Annotated in this window: 24 protein-coding genes; 15 read left to right on the top strand and 9 right to left on the bottom strand. The window is 59.2% G+C overall.

The genetic code is table 11. From position 1 onward, the window contains the following. Positions 1 to 92: 92 nt before the first annotated feature. Complete coding sequence (locus QJT82_RS40590) at positions 93 to 788, bottom strand: hypothetical protein (RefSeq protein ID WP_026192322.1); 696 nt, start codon at positions 786 to 788, stop codon at positions 93 to 95. Between the two features lie 171 nt (positions 789 to 959). Between QJT82_RS40590 and QJT82_RS40585 the strand changes: the two genes are divergently transcribed. From QJT82_RS40585 to QJT82_RS40535, 11 genes are all read left to right on the top strand, one after another. Further along, a complete protein-coding gene (locus QJT82_RS40585; protein ID WP_233475196.1) occupies positions 960 to 1,478 on the top strand; it encodes a nodulation protein NolB in 519 nt (172 codons plus the stop codon). Then, complete coding sequence (gene sctJ / locus QJT82_RS40580; protein ID WP_080583567.1) at positions 1,479 to 2,354, top strand: type III secretion inner membrane ring lipoprotein SctJ; 876 nt, start codon at positions 1,479 to 1,481, stop codon at positions 2,352 to 2,354. It begins immediately after the preceding gene. 23 nt (positions 2,355 to 2,377) lie between these two features. Next, the gene (locus tag QJT82_RS40575) at positions 2,378 to 2,998 is read left to right on the top strand and encodes a nodulation protein NolU (RefSeq protein ID WP_244436014.1); all 621 of its coding nucleotides are present in this window, start codon (positions 2,378 to 2,380) and stop codon (positions 2,996 to 2,998) included. Continuing rightward, positions 2,995 to 3,618: a type III secretion system stator protein SctL gene (gene sctL, locus QJT82_RS40570; protein WP_028343886.1), complete on the top strand. Its 624-nt coding sequence runs from the start codon at positions 2,995 to 2,997 to the stop codon at positions 3,616 to 3,618. Before QJT82_RS40575 ends, sctL begins: the two co-directional genes overlap by 4 nt. Then, positions 3,615 to 4,970, top strand: coding sequence for a type III secretion system ATPase SctN (gene sctN, locus QJT82_RS40565; protein ID WP_028343885.1), 1,356 nt, complete (start codon positions 3,615 to 3,617; stop codon positions 4,968 to 4,970). The genes sctL and sctN overlap by 4 nt, the downstream gene beginning before the upstream one ends. Beyond that, the gene (locus QJT82_RS40560) at positions 4,946 to 5,482 is read left to right on the top strand and encodes a hypothetical protein (protein ID WP_028343884.1); all 537 of its coding nucleotides are present in this window, start codon (positions 4,946 to 4,948) and stop codon (positions 5,480 to 5,482) included. Before sctN ends, QJT82_RS40560 begins: the two co-directional genes overlap by 25 nt. A gap of 113 nt (positions 5,483 to 5,595) precedes the next feature. Next, the gene (gene sctQ / locus QJT82_RS40555) at positions 5,596 to 6,597 is read left to right on the top strand and encodes a type III secretion system cytoplasmic ring protein SctQ (RefSeq protein ID WP_028343883.1); all 1,002 of its coding nucleotides are present in this window, start codon (positions 5,596 to 5,598) and stop codon (positions 6,595 to 6,597) included. After that, positions 6,590 to 7,255, top strand: coding sequence for a type III secretion system export apparatus subunit SctR (gene sctR / locus QJT82_RS40550; RefSeq protein ID WP_028343882.1), 666 nt, complete (start codon positions 6,590 to 6,592; stop codon positions 7,253 to 7,255). Before sctQ ends, sctR begins: the two co-directional genes overlap by 8 nt. A 2-nt stretch (positions 7,256 to 7,257) precedes the next feature. After that, on the top strand, positions 7,258 to 7,533 hold the full coding sequence (locus QJT82_RS40545) for a flagellar biosynthetic protein FliQ (protein ID WP_028343881.1): 276 nt from the start codon (positions 7,258 to 7,260) through the stop codon (positions 7,531 to 7,533). Positions 7,534 to 7,543: 10 nt separating this feature from the next. After that, on the top strand, positions 7,544 to 8,365 hold the full coding sequence (gene sctT / locus QJT82_RS40540) for a type III secretion system export apparatus subunit SctT (RefSeq protein ID WP_028343880.1): 822 nt from the start codon (positions 7,544 to 7,546) through the stop codon (positions 8,363 to 8,365). Further along, positions 8,362 to 9,399: an EscU/YscU/HrcU family type III secretion system export apparatus switch protein gene (locus QJT82_RS40535; RefSeq protein WP_028343879.1), complete on the top strand. Its 1,038-nt coding sequence runs from the start codon at positions 8,362 to 8,364 to the stop codon at positions 9,397 to 9,399. The genes sctT and QJT82_RS40535 overlap by 4 nt, the downstream gene beginning before the upstream one ends. A 135-nt stretch (positions 9,400 to 9,534) precedes the next feature. Here QJT82_RS40535 and QJT82_RS40530 read toward each other — a convergent pair whose 3' ends face one another. Genes QJT82_RS40530 through QJT82_RS40515 form a run of 4 tightly spaced genes read right to left on the bottom strand, consistent with a single transcriptional unit; the run spans position 9,535 to position 12,811 of the window. Next, a complete protein-coding gene (locus QJT82_RS40530) occupies positions 9,535 to 10,197 on the bottom strand; it encodes a CpaD family pilus assembly lipoprotein (protein ID WP_080583568.1) in 663 nt (220 codons plus the stop codon). A gap of 10 nt (positions 10,198 to 10,207) precedes the next feature. Then, positions 10,208 to 11,662, bottom strand: a complete 1,455-nt coding sequence (locus tag QJT82_RS40525; protein WP_028343877.1) for a type II and III secretion system protein family protein — start codon at positions 11,660 to 11,662, stop codon at positions 10,208 to 10,210. Positions 11,663 to 11,690: 28 nt separating this feature from the next. Continuing rightward, a complete protein-coding gene (locus tag QJT82_RS40520) occupies positions 11,691 to 12,380 on the bottom strand; it encodes a response regulator transcription factor (RefSeq protein WP_026192327.1) in 690 nt (229 codons plus the stop codon). Between the two features lie 41 nt (positions 12,381 to 12,421). Further along, positions 12,422 to 12,811, bottom strand: a complete 390-nt coding sequence (locus tag QJT82_RS40515) for a hypothetical protein (protein WP_125459152.1) — start codon at positions 12,809 to 12,811, stop codon at positions 12,422 to 12,424. Positions 12,812 to 13,706: 895 nt separating this feature from the next. On the opposite strand from QJT82_RS40515, the gene QJT82_RS40510 reads away from it, so the two are divergent. Continuing rightward, on the top strand, positions 13,707 to 14,189 hold the full coding sequence (locus QJT82_RS40510) for a hypothetical protein (protein WP_155258733.1): 483 nt from the start codon (positions 13,707 to 13,709) through the stop codon (positions 14,187 to 14,189). A 961-nt stretch (positions 14,190 to 15,150) separates the two neighbouring features. Continuing rightward, positions 15,151 to 15,534, top strand: a complete 384-nt coding sequence (locus tag QJT82_RS40505) for a VirK family protein (RefSeq protein WP_225161277.1) — start codon at positions 15,151 to 15,153, stop codon at positions 15,532 to 15,534. Positions 15,535 to 15,894: 360 nt separating this feature from the next. Here QJT82_RS40505 and QJT82_RS40500 read toward each other — a convergent pair whose 3' ends face one another. The 3 genes from QJT82_RS40500 to QJT82_RS40490 are packed head-to-tail and all read right to left on the bottom strand — an operon-like array spanning position 15,895 to position 17,913. Then, positions 15,895 to 16,653 (bottom strand): hypothetical protein, encoded by a 759-nt coding sequence (locus tag QJT82_RS40500; protein WP_016844741.1) that lies wholly within the window; start codon positions 16,651 to 16,653, stop codon positions 15,895 to 15,897. A 40-nt stretch (positions 16,654 to 16,693) separates the two neighbouring features. Beyond that, complete coding sequence (locus QJT82_RS40495) at positions 16,694 to 17,347, bottom strand: hypothetical protein (RefSeq protein WP_016844740.1); 654 nt, start codon at positions 17,345 to 17,347, stop codon at positions 16,694 to 16,696. Next, on the bottom strand, positions 17,338 to 17,913 hold the full coding sequence (locus tag QJT82_RS40490; protein ID WP_016844739.1) for a hypothetical protein: 576 nt from the start codon (positions 17,911 to 17,913) through the stop codon (positions 17,338 to 17,340). Before QJT82_RS40490 ends, QJT82_RS40495 begins: the two co-directional genes overlap by 10 nt. An 810-nt stretch (positions 17,914 to 18,723) precedes the next feature. On the opposite strand from QJT82_RS40490, the gene QJT82_RS40485 reads away from it, so the two are divergent. Together QJT82_RS40485 and QJT82_RS40480 are read left to right on the top strand one after the other, a co-directional pair. Continuing rightward, entirely contained in the window at positions 18,724 to 19,413 is a 690-nt protein-coding gene (locus tag QJT82_RS40485; protein ID WP_016844738.1) for a methyltransferase, read from the top strand. A gap of 139 nt (positions 19,414 to 19,552) precedes the next feature. Beyond that, positions 19,553 to 20,836 carry an FAD-binding oxidoreductase gene (locus QJT82_RS40480; protein WP_016844737.1) on the top strand — a complete coding sequence of 428 codons (1,284 nt, stop codon included), beginning with the start codon at positions 19,553 to 19,555 and terminating at the stop codon, positions 20,834 to 20,836. 135 nt (positions 20,837 to 20,971) lie between these two features. On the opposite strand, the gene QJT82_RS40475 is transcribed toward QJT82_RS40480, so the two are convergent. Beyond that, complete coding sequence (locus QJT82_RS40475; RefSeq protein WP_225161279.1) at positions 20,972 to 21,502, bottom strand: SPASM domain-containing protein; 531 nt, start codon at positions 21,500 to 21,502, stop codon at positions 20,972 to 20,974. Positions 21,503 to 21,739: the final 237 nt, after the last annotated feature.

Below are 21,739 nucleotides of genomic sequence, written 5' to 3'. Positions count from 1 at the left end.
CCTCCCTGCGTCACGAGCCCGGCGTAGCCCTCTCATCATGGTCGACGCTCCACTTCCATCCTGTTCGCCGCGCGGCATTTCGCATCGGTTAGTCACTTCTGGCCCGTGCCAGCCTCCCGCACGGTGCCGTCCTGATGCGGCGCGTCGGGCGAATAATGCCCTTCCGGGCGTCCGTCCCGAATAACCACGCTCGAGGAGCCGCGAAACAACATCAAAACCGAATCCCGCGGCGGCCCTTCGGCGGCGGCAGGATTGCGCCGCGCCTGCGCCTCCGCCACAAGGCCCTTCAACGTCTGGTCCACCAGCGCGATGAAGCGTGGCGGGCCCGAAGCCAGGACGAGGCCATCGCCGGGGGCCGGTTTCACGATATAGCGTTCATCGGAGATGTTGAGCGCATCGAGCGCGGTCTTGAACGCATCGAAGCTGATCGGGCTCAACACCATCAGTCGGCTTTGCGCCTCGTGGGCCGCGGATATGTAAAGAACGAGGCCGTCGTAATACCATTGAAGATTGTAAAGGTTGGTCAAACGCTCGAGGAATTCGCGCGGTGGCAGGTCCGGCATTCGTCCGCGAATCCGGCCCTTCACTTCAGTGCTGACATTGACCCTGATATTGAGATTGTTGCCAAACTCCTGCAGCGCGGCAGAAAGGTCCTGGTCCAAAACCGTGTAGCTATAAGGGGCCGACGGCAGCGAGAGGGGGGCGCCAAGCGCGCTGACCATTCCAAGACAGATGAAACCTCCGGCGTAAAGAATTCTCTTCAATACCATCGTGGATCGGACAAACATTCCTGAAGGCCTTCTGAGAATTAAACTTGGAATTTCGGTCCAGCCTGGACGCCAAACGTGATCTTTAGATGACGCAAGGCGGCGCATCCTCGTCAGGTTTTCGTCAGCTCACCGTACTACGATCTTGATCCGTTCAGTGTCAGACAACGCCTGGTTTCATCAACGAGCGCAATGACTCCTTATATGATGTTAGGCGCAACGCCGATCTCACCCAATTCAGCCGACTGTCTTGCCAATGCCTGCTCGCCGGCAGCCGCCGGCGAGCAGGCGCACTTTGAGCAGTCTCTTGCGCAAGCGGCCTCCGACCAGAGTGCCACCTCATCGGTCGCAGATAGAGCCGCAGTCGTTCCGCCGGTATCGGAAGTGCAGCGCACGAACACGCTAGCGAATCCGCCGGGCGATCGCATCCTTCAAGCGCTTTCTACCATGTACCACAGTCATGTCGGTGCTCCGGCGGTCGGTAGTGTGTCGTCTGCGCCGAGCGTCATCCAGCCCGGACCTGCCGCGCAGCCGCTATTGCAGCCGCTCGACATCGGCGCGCATGAGACAGTTAAACCGGTAGCGGCAGATTTCGATTCGATGGTGGTGAATCTGCGGGATGTCTACCGGGACGTCGTTCAGGTGTCCCTTGTCTCTAAGAGCACCAGCGCCGTGAGTTCGTCGCTGAACAAGCTGCTTTCGGCGGGCTGAATGAAGCTGATGCCTGGTGTGATGTGCAGTGCGGGTAGCGGCAGCCGTCAATCGTGGCGACGGCTTCGCGTTTGCCTTGCTCTGCCCCTTCTTGTTCCGTTGCTCGGCTGCAAAGCTGATCTCTACAGTAAGATTCAGGAGCGTGAAGCCAATGAGATGCTAGCGCTTCTTCTTGGCAAGGGTGTCGATGCAGCTCGTGTTGTCGCCAAGGATGGGACCAGCACGATCCAGGTCGAGGAAAGGCAGCTCGCCTATTCGATTGACTTGCTGAATGTTGAGGGGCTGCCGCGCCAATCTTTCAAGAATCTTGGCGAGGTGTTCAAGGGATCGGGCCTCGTTGCTTCCCCGATCGAGGAGCGGGCCCGTTACGTTTATGCCCTCAGCGAAGAATTGTCGCGCACCATTAGCGATATCGACGGCGTCCTTTCCGCCCGGGTCCACGTGGTCCTTCCTAAAAACGATCTGTTGCGGCAAGATGCGACCCCCTCCTCAGCGTCGGTTTTCATCCGGCATGGCTCCAACGCAAAGCTCTCGGCGCTGTTGCCTCAGATCAAGATGCTCGTAGCCAACAGCATCGAAGGGCTGTCCTACGACAAGGTGGCTGTGGTCTTCGTGCCGGTTGAGCGAACTCCGCTTGAGCAGCCAGCGTCGCCGGCAGCCGCTTCAGCTCAACCCGCAAAATCTACTTCAACGCCGTGGCTTGCGCTTGGAGTTGGAGGCACCGGCGCCGTATTCGTCATTGCATCTTATGTGTTGCTCGGTGCGCGTCTTCGTCAGTTCGGGCAATCATCGCGCAAACTGACCATGTTCAGCAGGCGTTCGAATGTGCCCGCCGTTCAGGCTGCTGGTAAAAAGATCATGTCTGATGCGACATAGCCAGGACGCTCATGTCGGTATCAATGTCTCCCGTCGAACCCAATCGTTCGTTCACGCTGGCTTCCGATCGATTGCGTGAGCTTGTTGCCTCGATCCATCCGAGCCGTTCTGCTGCCTGTCTTGATCCGCTGCTGTCGCCGGCCACGTTGCTCCGACTACAGCAGAGTTTTAGGCTGCAGCCAAGACTGGCCGCACTGCTGGTCGGCCACGAAGTCGATGTGGGCGGAGCTGGCTGGAGCGAGGATCCTTTGCTCGGGCATGATCCGCGGCGGGCTGCCATGTTCGCCGGCAGTATCTGGCATGCACGCTCCGTCCTGAAGCTGGTTTCAAAGCACGATCTGTCAATTTTGGTCGAAATGATCGGTGCTGAAGCGCATGCTTTCGCCATCCGGCATTTATCCAGTGCGGTCGCAACAACGCCTATTGCCGATCCGGAGCGCCTGTCGCGACAGATCGAACACGATGGGCATGCCTGTCTTGGCGCCTGGCTCGACAAGGCTCCAGCGCTCGACCGTATCCGCGTGCTTCTACGCCTGCCCGTTGGGACCGCCGCGGACAATCCGGCGGCTGAGCACGGTTGTGCCGCAGGCCCGCTGCTCTCCTTGGTTATGACCCATTTGCGGGCGGAGGCTACCACGATATGACAGTCGACGTCCCAGCATTGCCTGTGACCCCGCAGTTCCGCCCGCTTGGACCTCTGATCCCGGCAGCCGAGCTCAAGATCTGGCATGACGCCCTAGACGCTCGGGCTGCTGCCGGACGGCACCTGCAGCGTGTTCGCAGCTGGGGACGCAAAGCTTATGAGCGGGAACGGGGGCGCGGCCATGCCGAGGGCGTCAAGGCGGGCGCAGAGGAAATGACGCAACTGATTGCGCAGGCTGCGTGTGAACTCGCGCAGCGAAAAGCCGTTCTGGAGCAGCAGTTGCCCGAACTGGTCATTGAGATCGTGCGCGATTTGCTTGGCTCCTTTGATCCGGGAGAGATGCTGGTACGCAGTATTCGTCACGCGATCGAGCAAAAGTACAAGAACACGGAAGTTTGCCTTCACGTATCGCCCTTAAAGGCCGATCTGCTTGCCAGCGAATTCGCAGCCTACAACGGACAGGATGGCCGGCCCAAGGTCAGGATCGAGCTGGATCCGGCGCTCGCGGCGGACCAATGCGTTTTGTGGAGCGAGTTTGGCAATGTCGACCTCGGACTCGCCGCGCAGCTCCGCGCGCTTCGTTTGGGGTTTGGCTTGCCTTCGCACGAAGGTGAGCCATGACCACGCAACGACCGACGCATAATGCTGCGGCTGAAGAAGGGGCAGTCCACGCCGCACTGTCATCCTTGAGATCTTCCGCTAAGCATATCGACACGCGTGCCGTCCGCGGTCGGGTCACGCGGGCGATCGGTACACTGCTCCATGCCGTCCTGCCGGAGGCCAGGGTTGGGGAACTATGCCTCTTGCAGGATCCCCGCAGCGGATGGTCGCTCGAGGCCGAGGTGATCGGTTTGTTGCCGGACGGGGTGTTACTTACGCCGATCGGTGACATGGTCGGCTTGTCCAACCGTGCGGAAGTCGTCACGACCGGGCGAATGCAGGAAGTGCCGGTCGGCCCCGATTTGCTCGGCCGCGTGATCGACAGTTTCGGTCGTCCGCTCGATGGTAAGGGCCCCATAAAGGCTGGCGAAGCGCGTCCGCTGCGTGGTAAGGCGCCTAACCCGATGAAACGGCGCGGTATCGAACAGTCTTTTCCGCTCGGCGTTCGTGTCCTGGATGGGCTCCTGACATGTGGAGAAGGCCAGCGGATCGGAATCTATGGAGACGCCGGTTGCGGCAAGTCGACACTGATGTCGCAGATCGTCAAGGGTGCAGCCGCCGACGTCACGATTGTCGCGTTGATCGGTGAACGCGGCCGAGAGGTGCGTGAATTCATCGAGCGCCATCTTGGCGAAGCGCTCCGCCGCTCGGTTGTCGTTGTGGAGACCTCCGACCGTTCGGCCATGGAGCGGGCGCAGTGCGCCCATATGGCGACGGCGCTGGCCGAATATTTTCGTGATCAGGGGCTGCGCGTCGTTCTGATGATGGATTCCTTGACACGCTTTAGCCGCGCGATGCGCGAAATCGGCCTTGCCGCAGGAGAGCCTCCGACCCGGCGCGGATTTCCGCCCTCCGTCTTTGCGCTGCTGCCGGGCTTGTTGGAGCGGGCCGGCATGGGCGAGCATGGCTCCATCACGGCCTTCTATACCGTGCTTGTCGAAGGTGACGGCATGGGCGACCCAATCGCCGAAGAATCACGCGGCATTCTTGACGGGCACATCATTCTCTCGCGCGCGTTAGCCTCGCGAGAGCATTTTCCGGCAATCGATGTGCTGTCGAGCCGAAGCCGCGTCATGGATGCCATCGTTTCTGTTCAGCATCGCAAGGCCGCTTCCTTGTTCCGTGATCTGCTCTCGCGCTACGCTGAGGCCGAGTTCTTGATCAAGGTCGGCGAATACAAGCAAGGCTCCGATCCGCTGACCGACCGGGCGATCGCCTCGATCGAGGAGTTGCGCACGTTCCTGCGTCAGGGCCAGGACGAAGCATGCAATTTTGAGGAGACGGTGGCATGGATGTCGCGTCTGACCGCATGAACTGTGTTCATGCCTCGAAATTGCGGCTGGTGAAGGACATGCGGGAGCGGAGTGCCCTTCGTGAGCTGTCTAACATGGAAGCCAAGCGCCGCATCGCAGATGAAGCTGTCGCACAGGCTTGCGAGCAGCTTGCAAATGCCGAAAGACACCGCGCAAGTATTGAAGCCGAGCTCTATCGGCAGATGTTATCGGACGATGCGATATCCGTCAGCGAACTCGAGCGCCGCCATCATCTTATCATCGGCCGACTCACAGAGGACATCGCGGCAGCCCAGCAGGTTCTTGACGAGGCGCGCTCCGCTCAAGATCAGGCCGAGACTGCAGTCCTTGAGGCGCGGACGCTTTGGGCCAAACGTTCGGCGGCGTGCCACAAATGGCAAGAGATCGAGCGTGACGTTGAGCGAAGCACCAATGCTCGTGTTGAAGCCGCGACGGAAATCGAAGCCGATGATGAGGTGTTGCTTCGCTACCGCAGAGGCGCGTCCGTCCAAAGGGGAGACGAGCCGAGCTGATGGCCGATACCCCTACCTTAGCGCCAGCGTGCCGTGAGGGGCAGGCGCCGCCTGCGACCCAGAGGCCGGATGGATCGGTGCCATTCAGCCCGCGGCTGACCCTCTCGCATGTTGTGGTCTCGTGGCTCAACGAGATCGCGGTTTTCCGCGGACCTCTGCAAAGCCGTCTCGGCGACAAGCTGCTATCGCTGCGTATAAACCGGCTTGTCTGGCAGGTCGAGCCGACTGAGACATCGATGCTTGATTGCGTCTTTGACGCCGGCGGCGAAATGCTCGTCTTGTCCTTGCCCGTCCCGCTTGCCGAAGCGCTGATTGCGACCGTACAGAACGGCCTGAGCTTACCTTCCGAGCCGACGCGTTCGCTGGTGCTTGAACTGGCGCTAGAGCCGTTGCTCGCTCCATTGGAGCGACTGATGCAGCGGCATTTGCAGCTTCTCCGCACCGATGAAGCGGCGAAATCAGGTCCATACCTGGAATTCGACGTCGCCTATGGTCAGCTCACGAGCAAGGCTCGCCTGGTTTTATTCTCGTCTCTTGACGCTCTGGTTCCGCCAGCGTTCAGCGTCCTGGGCGAACTGCTTGGCCGATTGCCGCGACAGACGCCCAAGCTTCGTTCTGAACTGCCTGTCATTGTCGCAGGCCAGGTTGGCTCGCTCCGCATCACGATCGGCCTTGTTCGTCAGGCACAGCAAGGCGATGCGCTGCTGCCGGACGCTATTCCGCTTGCTCGAGGGCAGGTCATCCTGACTGCGGGCGCATTGTGGGCCCCTGCGGAGATTGCCGGCGACAGGCTGGTCCTGCGGGGGCCATTCCGCTCGCAATCCCACCCCCTGAAAAATGGACACATGACGACACATCCCCAAGCGCAACAGCTCCCCTCCGAGGCCGATATCGACAGTCTCGAGATCACGCTCGTATTCGAATGCGGCCGCTGGCCGATGTCGATTGGAACCTTGCGAAGCATCAACGAAGGCCATGTGTTCGAACTCGGCCGGTCGCTTGAGGGCCCCATCGATATCCTTGCCAACGGGCAGCGTATCGGCCGCGGCGATATCGTGCGGGTCGGCGAGGAACTTGCCGTCAGGTTACGCGGCAGGTTGGCGGTCAATGACTGAGATTCAACCCAGCATCCTGGCGCTTCTTGCGATCACGGTCGGCCTCGGCCTGCTCGCCTTCGCAGTCGTTACAACGACCGCTTTCATAAAGGTCTCCGTTGTGCTCTTCCTGGTGCGCAACGCGCTCGGAACCCAATCGATACCGCCCAACATCGTCCTGTACGGGGCGGCACTGATCCTGACGGTCTTCATCAGTGCGCCGGTGTTTGAGCAGACCTATAACCGCCTGACGGATCCGCAACTCCGCTACCAAACGTTCGATGACTGGGTGACGGCCGCCAAGGAGGGGCAGGAGCCGCTGCGCGCCCATCTGAAGAAGTTCACCAATGAAGAGCAGCGCCGGTTTTTCCTGTCATCGACCGAACATGTCTGGTCGGAGGAGATGCGCGGCAGTGCCACGGCTGATGATTTTGTGATTCTTGTGCCGTCGTTCCTGATCTCGGAGCTCAAGCGCGGCTTCGAAATCGGTTTTCTTCTCTATCTTCCCTTTATCACCATCGACCTGATCGTCACGACGATTTTGATGGCCATGGGGATGTCGATGGTGTCGCCGACGGTGATATCTGTTCCCTTCAAGCTCTTTCTGTTCGTCACCATCGACGGCTGGTCACGTCTCATGCACGGGCTGGTATTAAGCTATACGACGCCCGGAGGTTGATAATGAACGAAGCCAGCATCCTCATGCACCTGAGCCAATCGCTCGTGCTTTTCATGATCTGGGTTCTGCCGCCGCTCCTCGCAGCTCTCATTTCGGGATTGATCATTGGCCTCATCCAGGCGGCAACCCAGCTCCAGGATCAAACCTTGCCCCTGACGGTGAAGCTTCTGGTCGTCGTCGCCGTGCTCGCCGGCTTTTCTCCTGTGCTCAGTGTTCCGCTCATCGAACAAGCCGAGCGCATTTTCAGCGAGTTTCCTGCACTCACCGCAAGATACTAGCGGGACCTGGATGGCTGGCCTGTCACCCACCGATGCGCACGCTCTCGTCCAGGGAGGAATCGAACTTGTCGCGGCAACCGGCCTAAGCGCGGCCCGCGCCTTGGGCATCATGCTTGTGCTTCCTGTTTTTACGCGGCCGCGTATCAGCGGCCTGATTCGGGGCAGCCTGACGATTGCGATCGGATTACCGTGCCTGGCGCAGATCAGGCTGGGCCTGGAGGCGCTAGACCCGAACACGCGTCTGGTCAGCGTCACCATGCTCGGTTTGAAGGAGGTCTTCGTCGGCCTTCTGCTCGGCATCCTGCTCAGCATTCCCCTATGGAGTATCCAGGCAGTCGGCGACATCATCGATACCCAGAGAGGAATCTCGAGCCAGGTCGCGGCGGAAGATCCTGCGACGCACAGCCAGGCGTCAGGAACCGGGCTTTTTCTCGGTGTCACTGCGGTCACGATCTTCGTTCTGGTCGGCGGCCTCCAGACCATGGTGAGCAGTCTTTATGGCAGCTATCTGATCTGGCCCGTGTATCAGTTCCTGCCTGCGGTCACGGCACAAGGGGCAATGGAATGCCTCACCCTTCTCGATCATATCATGCTGACGACGCTATTGGTCGCCGGGCCCGTGCTGGCCCTGCTGCTGTTGATCGACGTGTCGGTCATGATGCTCGGCCGCTTTGCATCGCAGCTCAAGCTGAACGATCTTTCGCCTACGATCAAGAATGTCGCCTTCGGCATCATCATGGTCAGCTACACCGTCTATCTCCTCGAATACGCGGGAGCCGAAATCCTGACGTCGAACAACGTGCTCGAGCATTTCAAGAAGCTCTTGAAATGAGCAGCACGAGCGAGGAGAAAAAGCTTCCTCCGACACCCAAGAAGCTGCGCGATGCACGCAAAAAGGGGCAGAGCGCGCGCAGTTCGGATTTGGTGAGCGGGGTCAGCGCCTGCGCTGGTTTTTCCTGCCTGTGGTGGAGAGCGGGAGCGATCGAAGACAAGTGGCATGAAACGGTCCGGCTGATCGACAAACTGCAGGACCAGCCTTTCACGAGCGCTGTTCCGCAGGCGCTCAGCGGATTATTGGAACTTTCGATTGCAACGGTCGGGCCTTTGCTCGCGGCTGCCGTGGCAGCTGCCCTTCTGGCCAATGTTCTGGCCAATGGCGGCTTCATGTTTGCTTTGGAGCCACTCAAACCGAAACTTGAGAAACTGGATCCCATCAAGGGCTTGACGCGGATCGCATCGAAACGATCGGCCATCGAGCTTGGCAAGACGCTGGTTAAGGTGGTGCTCCTCGGGACGTGCTTTTTCCTCACCGTGACCGCAAGCTGGAAAGCACTGGTGTACTTGCCGGTCTGCGGCATGGGCTGTCTCGGAATTGTCTTCACCGAAGTCAAGCTGCTGGCCGGGATTGCCGCCGGGGCGTTTCTCGTTGGCGGATTGATTGATCTTCTGATCCAGCGCTGGTTGTTCCTGCAGGAGATGCGCATGACCGAAACCGAGGCCAAGCGCGAGAACAAGGAACAACAAGGCAATCCGCAGGTGAAGCGTGAACACCGGCGTCTGCGCCAGGAGTCCGCGAACGAGGCTCCGCTTGGCGTTCATCGCGCCAACCTGATCCTAAGGGGGTCCACAACCCTGGTTGGGTTGAGGTATGTTCGCGGCGAAACCGGTGTGCCTGTCCTGGTCTGCCGTGGCGAGGGCGAAACTGCTTCCAAACTGCTTGGCGAGGCGCGCGCGCTGGTCCTCAAGATTGTGGATGACGACGTCCTGGCGCGACAGCTGCTCGGCACAGCAAAGCTCGGCAACCCGGTTCCTTCGCAATATTTCGAGGCGGTCGCAAAAGCGCTTCACGCTGGCGGGCTGGTCTAGAGTGCTTGCGGGCGAAGCGGGTCCCGATTCGCGTGAAGAAACGCGCCAGACCGAAAATTTAGAGCCCCGTTCCGCAATCAATCGGGACGGAAAAAACGCTGGATCATCTTGACGGTGGCGCTAGGTGGCAGCCCCTCATCGAGGGGGCTGTACGTCACTCGTCGCCGCCGCGGGGGCTTCCGTTGCCCTGTTGCTCGCTCCATCTTCCCCTTTGCTCTTGTTGGGCGGGGCAAAGCTGCCGTGGCTGGCAACAGGAATGGCGGCGCGATCGCCACTACTTATTATGACAGATCGATTGTCCAGCAAGTCGAGCGGATCGTTGACCATGACTGCCAGATTGTTTCTGGTCGAGCAGCCAAGGGTCGGATCGAATGAATTATCGTTTACTGCAGGCCCGACGATGGAAAGCGATGGACAGATAGGAGGATGGGCTTCAAAGGTGATGGCCTCGATCCGCACCCCGAACCGGGCGGGCAGATCGAGCGGGGAGGCAGCAAGGCGGATGTTATAGGGGGCAATGCCCATGGCACGGGCCTCGTGAGCCACTTGTGCAATGAGCCGGGGAGAGCCGGTGACATCGACATGGAGTGCATCCCGCCGGCCGCCACTGGCACTCGCAATGAAGCTCCGCAGCCGATGCCTTTCGGAGCCACGAAGGCTCTGCAGGAACAAGACGCTGCTCTTCTGCTCCACCTGGATCGCTTGCTCAGCCGGCTCGGAACGGACCGAAGCGCTATTTGCGCATCCACCTAATGTTGCCGCCATAACGATCAAATGGCACAGACGTCGCAAGGTCATTTGACGATCCTCATTCGATGATAAAGCCGGCGCTGCCGGTCAATCCTGGTGCGCTGGTGCGGGGCGCATCGCGGTCTTTTGGCGGTCGCGCCAGCGTATTCGTCAAAATGCGGCCCGCGTCCGACGGCGGTGCGATGCGATCGTTCGGCGCACTCATCCGGCTCGGGTTCGATCCGGGCCGCACGATGTAAGGCGTGACAATAATGACAAGCTCGGTTTCGCGCTTTTGAAACGATGAGGAGCGAAACAGCGCGCCGAGGATCGGCACGTCGCCGAGCCAGGGAAATTCGCCGATGTCGTTGTTGAAGTTGCGCCTGATCAGGCCGCCGATTGCAAAGCTCTGACCGCTGGCGAGCTCGACCACGGTGCTGGCCCGCCGCGTCGAGAGGGCAGGGACTTCCATGCCATTGATCTTGACTTGGCCCTCGCTCGACAGCTCGCTGACTTCGGGCTTCACACGGACATTGATCTGATTATTGTTGAGAACCGTCGGAACGAATTCGAGGCTCACGCCGAACTGGCGGAATTGGACCGAAACCTGCCGATTATCCTGCATCACAGGAATGGGGAATTCGCCGCCGGCCAGGAAGCTTGCGGACTCGCCGGACATCGCCGTCAGATTCGGCTCAGCCAGGATCGAGGCGAGGTGTTCGCTGGCGAGCGCGTCGAGAACAGCGCTGAGATTGGTATTGCCGGCGCTGAACCCGATACCGATCGTGCCGCCGCCGCCGGCGGCGCCAGACCCGCCATCTTTGCCGCTGATCAGAAAAGCGCCGTTCGGGCTGGATGCGGTGAAATGGATATTGAGATCCTTGACGGCGCTGCGGGAGACTTCTGCGACCCGTACGCTGAGATTCACCTGCAACGACCCGGCGACCTGGATCTTGTTGACGACCAGTGACCCGGCCCCAAGAAACTGCTCGGTAACTTTCTTGGCGGTCTCGACGACTTCGGCATTGGGCGCCGTACCGCTTAGGATAGCGCCGCGTGGGGTATAGCTCACGTGGATCGGATAGTCGCCAACCTCGGCTCGAAGCGTTGCTCGCAGGTCCTCGATCGGCTGTGTAACGACCACGCGCAGCTCGGCGAGAGCCTCGCCGTTTTCGTTCAGGGCAAAGAGGCTGGTCCGTCCGGATTTCTTGCCAAACACGAAGATCGTCGTGTTCGACGGTGCCTGATAATCCGCAATCGTCGGGTCAGCAACAAAGATGCTGGTCGCCGCAGCGGTCAGATGAACTGTCTTGCCCTGTGAAGAAGTCAGGTTCAGCGTGCCGGAGGTGCCGCCCGGCGCCGCGCGTGGCGGTTCTCCTTTGCCATCCCGCTTGATCTCGGCTGCCGCAGCAGATGAAAACAGCATAGCAAATCCGCACAGGACGTAGCAGAGGCGAGATAAACCGGCAGAGCGCGACGCGCTGGCGACCATCGACGGCTCATCGGTGCCGGCAGCATTGTAAATGACCTTCAAGGGATTGTTGCTTTCGAGTTCGATTTAATCAGGCAGCCGAGGCTGCCTCAATGAGTTCAAGGGTGTAACCGACGCCGCGCGCGGTCTTGATCCTGAGCGTCGCACCCGACTGGCTCAAATGCGTGCGCAGGCGATAGATCCCGACTTCCAGCGCATTGGTCGAGACCTCATCGTCGAACGCGTACAGGCTGTCCTCCAGTGATGCGCGCGGCACGGTGCGGCCGGCACGGTTGAGCAAATGTTCAAGAATGCACACTTCGCGGCGGGCAATCTTCAGTATCCGACCACCGACCGCGACTTGCCTCGCAATGGGGTCGAAGTGCAGATTGCCGAATGTCACGAGCGGCGCCGTCATTTGCGTCGACCGCCGCAGAATGGCCCGCATGCGTGCGATGAGTTCCTCGGTCGATACGGGTTTGGGGAGGAAATCGTCCGCGCCCGCATTGAAGATCGCAATCCGCCGGCCGAGATCGTTGAGACTGCTCATCATAATGGCCGGCATCGAGCGTCCCTCGCGCCGCAGCTGCTTCAGCCAATCCAAGCCGTCTCCATCGGGCAGAACCAATTCGAGCAAAAGAATGTGATAGTTGGCGCAATCCAGCGCGGCCGCCGCCTCATCCAGCGTGCGTGTCACGTCAACTGCGAACCCGCAATAGGGGAGCGCTTCCTTCACAGCACGGGCAAAGTCCGCATGATGATCAACCAGGAGAATTCGCATTTCATCGCCTCTCGTCCATACACGCCAAGACCTTAAGCGCGTCACGGTTGACCAAGAGGTTCGACGAAACTGACAGACGTCCGCCTTGGCGTGAGCGCCAAAGTGCGGCAGCGACGAAGCGGAGCGTGGTGGCGGGCGATCAATCCCGGTGACATACTTATCATGAGATTGAAAAATGCGATGACCCGACGGTGACTGCATACGTCGCCGGCGATGCCGAGCGGGCCCTTTATGCCGGGAAGAGATGCAAAATCATTCACGAGGCCGCAAGCGGTTGCAGCAGATTGGCGGATCTGAGCATTGATCGCAGAGATGTCTGCACGCACTGAGTAGCCGTCTTCGATCGTGATGGCGTTAGAGCGCGCAATCGAAGCCAATACCCAGGAGCGAGCCGATGGATTTGTGGCTGAACAGCCTGGCGAAACCGACATTGTTGGAACTCCCCACCACTTCCACCTTGCCCCGGCCCCGCGGTCAATCTTGCTATGCGGTCGAGCCTGTGGCGTCGCCAAGTCCCGATGAGGCAAGGTGTTCCGCGTGAATGACAATTTCAGGCCACGCATCTGGACGATGCCTCCGGCGCAGCGATGTACGACGAACAGATCGATGTGCCTTCCGACTACTGAGAAAACCGCTCCCTAGCCGGTGATAGACATGCAGGGCGCCAACGATCCCGATGTTTTGCCGCGTCCAATGCTGCGCCCCATCGACAAGTCGTGAATGAGGGGCAGATAGGGGCGCTGCTTGTCGGGGTTAGGACGCCTCTGATCGAGGTCATTGCGCCAGCTGCATCTCATCTTGGATGAGCGGCGGCGGAATGATCGAAGCTCGAGTTTTTGGTTGCGTGGTGCACGGACAGTGCGAGGTAAACAGAGCCTGCTTTCGGCCCGAATGCTAGATCCTGATCCGGCTGCAACAGGGGTCGCACTGATTCCTTCGCGCTGCACGTAAGCGGTGTTGAGAACACGCCGTCGACAGGAGTGATCGATCCGTGTGACCGAGCGAAGTGGTGTGGCGTTGAGTTTGAGAGACGTTCGCAATTCTTGCTACCTGTCGGGAAGTGTTCGCGCGAGCGCGGTTGTGTGTCGCGAGGTTGTCGGAAATCCTACAATCTGACGTTGGGTGAGATTCAAGTGTCTTTAACAATTGGTTACAACGTACCCTCAAACTTGTGCGCGTCTTGAGGCGACAGCGAGGCAGTCTGGACACGGTCACAGCTTTGAGGATCTCTGTCGGTCTTACTTTCTCCAACGTCGTGAGCATCTCGTCTCTCCAAATTCTATGACGCGCAGTCTGACCTGCAACGATGGCATGAGGCAGCCATACTTGCTGCGCGTTAAGGGCGAAGCCGTTGCGCGCGTAAGCGTGCGATTGCCGGATCGCCTCACACGTGGCGATTGGCAGGCTGACTTTGGCTGGCCGCAAGAAGCGTTGATCTGGCGCGTGATCTTCTGGATGCAGACGCGCGATTGCCGAAGTGGAATTGACCGGCAAGGGATTGGACAGAGAATCGATTGTCACACCACATTCCTGAATGCTGCCTCCAAAGATCGCAACCGACTATGGGGGCTTCATGCAGGATCGGCAAAATCAATTGTTTTGATGGAACGCATTCAAAAGGCGGATAGGCGTAGAGCGGCTGCGCGGCTTGCCGTGTTTGATGCGGCGTTTACTGCGCTTGACGGTCTTCAAAACGCGCGTCCCGTATTTCGCCGAAGGCGTTCTCCGGCTCACGACACGGGTTCGGTCTCGGGCACGAACGCGGCGACCGGATCGATGTCAGGCAATAGCCGAAGCCCGCCCGAATGAGTGACGTCAAAGATCAATTTGGAAGGGCAGGTCGAAATGGGCACCACGCGTCGGACCTCAAGTCATCTAGCTGCTGCTCAAAGCTTGCTTGATGCTAGGACCTGTGTGCCGGCGCGTCGGTGTGTGCGCTCAGCTCGTCTGGCTGCCGGTCCACGCGGTGAGGCTGCTTCAGGACGCCGTGAGCCTCAAAGGGAGTATCTGCGGGATTCCGTGGATCAACATTCATTCTTCTTCCATCTCCCCTCGAGTGCCGGCCGTTGGCATGGAGTTTTGCAGGTGCAGCTTTCGAGAAGCTGACGGACCAGGAAGGAAGCCAGTATCCGTTTGAGGGGTGCCGGATGAATTCAGTTCAGTGAGGTGAGCGGTCAGCCAGACAGAAGCCACGCAAAGCGATATATTTGAAGTCGACACTGCTTTGTGCCATCTGGCGTTCCTGTTTTCGACGAGGGCGAGATCGGGTGTCTTGACTGAGCTTGTTCGCCCAGCCACCCATTGTCGGCCATCCCCGCGGGCAGAGAGTCCTACCAGGTCTCAACGTGGACAAGCTGGCAGATGCGGTTGGTCGAAGTCTTCTTTCGGAAATCGCCCGCTTAGGCGCATTTGGGGCCGCTCGGTCATATCGGCCTCCGTTGGATTGGCGCGACCGGTTGCCGTTTGTAGTTCTAGGCGGCTGGCGGTCGATCGAATCGTTCCAGCGATGTCGTACGAGCTCAGGCCACTTTAGTAAACCTGACCTACGAGGTTGTGACGTCGGAATGGCCGTCACAACCACTTGTGCTTGGTCGCGACAGGTTGTTTTTGTCGCAGGGCGCGGCGTGCTTGATGTCTGGAATCCGCCAAACGGCTTGCGAGGACGACGTCTTGCAGCGTGCGATCTTTGGTACTTATCGAGGGAGATGAGCATATGAAGTGTACTGGCAAAGGGCTGACGATCCTGTTGTCCCTGCTTTCGGCCGCAAGCATGAGCACGATGGCGAGAGCCGACGAGCCTTCGCCAAAATACACGGAGGTGCTCAATGCCCTGCAGACCGGAAAGAACGTGAAGCTCATCCTGGACATGAGCCGCTGTGCCAACGCGGAGGGTAGCAAGCCTGCGTCGGCGACGCAGGCCGGTCTGGTCATCAATGCCTTCAGGGTGACGCCCCAGAACGGCATCAGCTTCGCCAATGCGCACCAAACGGTGGACAGCGCGGGACATGCCGTCACCGAGTACATCCGCCATAGCCTCAGCCGCGAAGGCAAGCTCACGGTGCGGGCCTCGAAGCTTGTCGTCGGGACCACCGAACTTGTGCACCAGGGCGAATTCATCTGCGACCTGCCTGATGGCGCGAAGTTCATCTGGTAAGAAGAGCACGGCGCAGGACCCCACTTCGAAGCTGTTTCCTTAACCGCGTGGATGCTTCACCGAGCATGGCACGATAATATAGATCGTGAAGACGGCCGGATTGTCTCTGACCGTCTTTCGTCTGGGCGTCCGAGTTGCACGAAGGTGCGCCAGTTCGCTCAAAGGCGCCATATGAGGGCTGACGATCCTCATCGGATCTTTGTGATCGGAGGATCGCCAGTGCCGGCTATGCTGGTATGATCAGGAGCCAAGGGCCCTCATCAAACCAAAAACCGGGTCGCCAAAGTACGTTCGCATCCTTGTCCGCGACCCTAGTGAGACATTCTTTCCAATCCGAATGGTCCACCGGCCGGTGATGATTCACGTTTGATCGTCGGCCAAGCCATGGTCTTGTAGCGCGTTCGCATCTTGTATCCCGATGGTTCTCGGGTCTGCTCGGCTGAAAGTGCCGTCGCTGCCGAATGCGACGACAACGTGATAGATACATCGCCGACGAGCCCCTTGTTTAGCCAAATAGCGGCCGATGGAAGAGAAGAACGCGGCCTCCAGGTAGGCTTTCGGCTGTGTACGGTTTGGCGCCAGCGCCGAAGGGGCGTCCTCGCGCCATTCGAAAGGTGCGGGTGCATCAAACCCTGGCGCAGGACCGACGTCGATACCCGGGGAAGCCCTCCCCACCGCACGCGTCGCTTCGCCCAGCAAAGCGGGCCGAGGGTGGTGAATGAGTTGAACGTCGTTGGGTCCTCCCGGTCCCAACATGGCCGTGTAGCGTTCGCCGCCGATCTCGTAGTTCATGACCGGATATTCCGCAACAGGCAAGAAGTCCCACTTGCCCAACGTGGATAGCATCATGTCAGGAGCCAGCTGGGTGCGATGCGAGAAGTCCTTGGGAACGGCAAACGACACATCGAACGTATCGCCGACAGCGGGAGACCGCAGATGGATGAGCTGAACATCATTGGGCCCTCGCGGTCCCAACACGCCCGTATAGCCTTCACCGCGAATATCGTAGGTCTTTACCCACTGTGCTGCATCGGGCAACAGACCCCATCGACCCAGCTTGGAGCGCATCATATCCGGCGCAGGCTGGGTGCCGTGGGAGAAGTCCTCGGGAACGGCCAAAGAAGCATCAAAGCTGTCGCTGGCTGGAAAGGACGTCCGCTCAAGTGGTCTGGGCCGCAGCGCCTTGGTCCATCATCCGTCCAAAATAGTTTTCAGGGACGAAATTCGGCCGCGGGCTGGGTCGCCAGGTCACGGCATCGAAAAGCTCTTCCTGGAGGAAACTTTGCACGGGCGATGAAGTCGCCGAGTGCATTCGTTGCCAACCGGTCACGGCATCGAAAAGTTCTTCCTGAGTGAAACTTGGCGCGGGCGATGAAGTCGCTGAACGCATTTGCTGCGAAAGCAATGGTGCATCGAAGCCAGGAGCTGAAAGCTCGCTGCTCTGCTCCGCGGTATCGAAAAGCTCATCCTGGGCCACACTATGTATCGGAGAATGAGGGGCTAAACTTGGCTCGTGCCAAACCTGCAGAGTATTGAAACCATCAGCCGGTAGTGAGGCGTCGCGATCCGCAGCGCTCCCCAAGCGCTGTTCATCGACCGGCCGCATGGGCAAAGGAGAGGGCGGTTGAATGACCTGCCGCGAACTGCCTCCTTCTGCGCCCAAATTACCCCGCCCGACGATCGCGCGATAGTCGCGGAGAGCGTTCAAGGCGGCGATGAGCGTCTTGTCATTTCGAAACAAACGGACTGCGTGGCCGAGCAGTTTGTCATCGCTGAGCTTGGCAATGGACGACGGGCGGAGCGCTACCGCCAACTTCCGCAGCCCGCTCGCATAGCCCCCGGCCTTTTTCTCGCCGATCTGTCGACCAAAACGTGCCTCGGCAGCCTCCCTGATGAGACGCTCATCTTCCCTGGAAGGACGATAATGTGTTCTGAGGGGGAGAGCGTCTGCGTCAGGCTCGCGGTACCGACTGACCATTGACAATGCGGGGCGATCACCTTGTCGTTCGGCAGCAGCTTTCTAGCGTGTCCGAGCAACGCATTGTCATCGAGGCCAGAAATTGATTTGCCATCCTGCTTCAGCGCTTCAGCCAATTTGCGAAGCCGACGATCATAAATACTGACGGTGGTAGGCCTCGGCGGTAAATCTCGCTTGAGAGCAGCGCCGGATGCCGCCTGGATGAGGCGATCGTCCTCCTCGGTGACATCATAAAGCTCTCTATGGGAATATATGGGGTCGGCCCCTGGCGCGTCCAGCAGGTGCTGCTCGAACTCCGCTTGCGGCTGTTGCGGTTGTTCCGCGGCCGCATTGGATGCAGCCGAATCATGATCAGCTTGGTTGATAGTGCTCAATCGGTCCATGATCTCGTCCGCCAGCATAGCTCTGTGGTTCCTCGCTACTGATGTTAACTTTCCAAAACCTGACGTGACTTCCCGTCAGGTAGAGTGAACGAGGTCCGGAAAGTGTCTGCTCCGAGGCGCTGCAGCGCGGATCGCAGACACAAAGAGGGGATTGTGATAAAAGTGGGCGCGGGTTGAGGAGTTGAGCTGCAACAAGGGTATGCCGCTCCATTGATGATCGCCTCCTTATCTCGATTCAGGCGATCGGCGCTATGATGGCGAAGGCCGGTATGGCGTCGGCGAGTTTTCGATCGTCGGAGGCAAGCGCAGGGTGAAATATCGCTTTTTCTTAAATCAGCTAGATAGCCATTGGGGTGGCATCAAATCGTGAATTGTGCGAAATCTTGTCTATTCCTGACGAGCTCTCGTCGAAGTTTCCAGGTCGCAACTTCTGATTTCCGGTCAACCTGCCGTGAGAATAGCTGCGAGAATAGCCGCAACACGAAGCCATTCGTACGCCAACTTGGTCATACGTGTTCGGAGTCCGACACCGCCGGAGACAATCGTCGGGGCGGCAGAACATCAGAGCTGCCGGCAGTCGTTCTCCAAGGAAAATCAGAAGCCGAGCGCTTTGAATTCCGATGGCACGGCCGTTGCTTATTGAGAGGCAATGACAGTCGGCGAAGGCGCAAAGCGCATTCAGACACGTTGGGACAAACCTGCCCGAAACTCTTTAAACCGGTAGGCCCTGTACAGTGCAACAGCAGGCGCACTTGCTCAATAGGGCGTTCCATCGATTGGATGGCAGGACGATGAGGCAAAGCGCGCGCCAGGGAACTGGAGATTTGAATGACTGCCCCCAAAGCCATATCGGCGCGGCGCCAAACGACCGATGTAGACGCTATGATCGCGGATCTGCGGTCATGCGAACACCCGCACGACGTGGAAGTGTGCGGTATGCTCTTGCACATTCTCCCCGGCGTTCTGTCGCCACGCCTAAGTCACGCTCCCGACGCCTTGATATCGAAGTGGCACATCCAATCTGGAGCAACAGTATGGGATTTGGGATGCGGATCAGGCGTCCTGGGGCTGGCGGCACTTCGCGCTGGGGCAGAACACCTGGTGGCTCTCGATATCAATCCGCAAGCCGTTCTCACCACAAAGTTAAACATCGAGCGGTTAGGTCATTCCAAGCAGGCAGAAGCGCGCCTCAGTGACATCTATTCTGCGCTGCAGCCTGAAGAAAAGTTCGACCGTATTTTGTTTGCCGCCCCGTACTGGAACCGAAAAGCAAGGGACGATTTGGAGCGCTCCTGCTTTGACGAAGATCACAGCGCCATGGCCTCAGCTCTCGGCGGAGCGCATAATTGGCTCAACGCCAACGGCCTGATGTATGTCGTCTTTTCTGATCAGGGAGATATTGGGCGCGTCTTGAACTTGATCGATAATAGTAACCTGCGTGTTAGAAATATGCATATTTTCCGACCATCGATTCATGGCGGGCATATCCGGATCATCTGGGAGCTCACGATTCGATGAAGCCTCTTCGGCTCCTGGATCCGCCAAGCGCTGCTGCTGGTCAAACTGCTAAAGTACCGGTTCACGACTCGTTCGGATCGGTAGTTCGATAGCGAAGACCGCCGGCCGAGTTTGATGCGTTGCAGAACGAGTTCGTCGGATGCAAGGCAATCGCAAGTCGCACGGCTTATGGGAGCTCACGGCGCCGGCGCCGCCGTATACCGGTCCTCTCGTGGGTGATTTGCAAGCCGATGTCGTTGTGATTGGCGGTGGATATACTGGACTCTCTGCGGCTATCCGCCTCGCGGAGGGCGGCGTGCGCGTCATTCTGCTGGAGGCATCCGAAATTGGATTCGGTGGTTCCGGGCGCAACGTCGGGCTCGTCAATGCGGGTATGTGGGTCATGCCCGACACGCTCTCAGACACGCTCGGCTCCCCGTTTGGAGAGCGGCTCATCGAATTACTGGGTGGAGGACCGCAGGAGGTTTTTGCACTGATCGAGAGATATGGGATCGACTGTGAAGTTGAGCGCGCGGGGACCCTGCATTGCGCGGTCGGCCGCAGGGGCTTGGAGGAAATCCAGATTCGTGCCGAACAGTGGCAGAAACGCGGCGCTCCGGTCGCGGTGCTTGATGCGAAGGAGACGCGCAGAAAGATTGGCGGTGGCAACTATACCGGCGCGCTGCTCGATACGCGCGCCGGTACAATACAGCCACTGGCCTATGCGCGCGGCTTGGCGCGCGTTGCGCTTGCGGCGGGCGCGAGGATATTCGCGCAGACTGAAGTCCTCACAGTCCACGAAATGGGGTTGCGCTGGAGGGTCGGCACGGCAATGGGATCTGTGTGTGCTGAGTGGGTAATCGTCGCTACCGACGCCTACGGCAAAAGACCTTGGTTGCGGATTCAGCGAGAGCAGATCCGTCTACCTTACTTCAATTTGGCAACGCGGCCCTTACCAGATCGTCTCAGGACCTCAATCTTGCCCGAACGACAAGGGGCATGGGACACCCACGAGGTCCTTTCCTCGTTTCGCTTCGATCAGTCCGGCCGTCTGGTGTTCGGCAGCGTTGGCGCTCTAGAGGGTATCGGCACCTTGGTTCACCGAGCCTGGGCGGTCAGGTCGCTACGTAGGCTGTTTCCGCAGCTCGGCGACGTCGAGTTCGAAGCCGGCTGGTTCGGGATGATCGGGATGACTTCCGACCACCTGCCGCGCTTTCACAAGCTCGACCGTAACCTCGTGTCCTTCGGCGGTTACAACGGGCGCGGGATTGCACCTGGGACCGTCCTCGGCCGGGTGTTGGCGTCCTACGTTCTCGGCCGCCTTGCGGAAGAGGACCTACCACTTCCAGCTGCGCCGGTTGAATATCGGCGGTTTCGTGCCGCCCGTGAGGCCCTCTACAGCGCAGGCTCTCAACTGGTTCACCTCACTGAGGCGCGGCTCTGATCCGCCTCGTGTCAATCGCATATCCGATCCGGCGGTTTCCATCGGTTTGGCCGTTCCCGGCACGTGGCGAGCGAATTGGCATCGGTCGCGTTCTTCAGAGAGAATCTTGACATCCACACTCGTGCAGGCCGGCCGTCACGTCTGTTGGTCGGCATCCATATAACATCCCGACGTCTGCGGGTGAGCAAACTCGCACATCCTGCAGAGCAGAAAGCCATCCATTCCGTTCATGCGATCGGCGATTTCGTGAAAAATTGGGCTTTCGAAGAGATATGCGTATTCGTCGCGCAAAAGATTGCCCAGGACATGACGCCGCTCAAAATCCATCCCGCACAGAGTAACGTCGCCGTTTGGTAGAAGGACATTCCGATGTTGTTGTTTGCCAATACACGTCAAGGGTCCGACGACGGGCTGTCGCGGTTTGATGATATTCGACTCTAGACGTCCTCGGCTGTTACTCAGCGGACGCAAGCGCTGCAGCGCTTTTGCGGGAATGGTGTCGGCGAGGTCCGGATGGACTTTGCCCAGGACAACGAATCGAATCGAGGGAATGTTCGCCTCGACGAGTCGGCGCATGACATTGAGATAGGACTTTCCGACGAGCCGGCTGTTCATATAAGTGCCGTCATCAGGAACGTGGACGATGAAAGCCCTGAACTGCAGCATTTGCAAGCGCCGAATGTCACTCCCGTTCATTCCGACGAGGGTCGTGAAAATTCGGATCTGATGCCCACGTGCGTAAGCATGCTCAACCATCCTGGTGCATTTCGGATGGAGCCAAGGCTCCGAGTAGCCGGCAAAACTGATCTCGGTAGTCCTCGGCACGCGTGCAAGACACCGCTCGAAATCCTGAAGACCTAGGTACTTCGCTTGAGACACGGGTCTTTGCCGATCAGCGAACTT

The sequence above is a fragment of the Bradyrhizobium sp. Mp19 genome (genome assembly GCF_029952935.1).
In the GTDB taxonomy this organism is placed as follows: domain Bacteria; phylum Pseudomonadota; class Alphaproteobacteria; order Rhizobiales; family Xanthobacteraceae; genus Bradyrhizobium; species Bradyrhizobium elkanii.
Note: the sequence above shows the minus strand (reverse complement) of the source record. Positions and strands in the feature narration are given on the sequence as shown.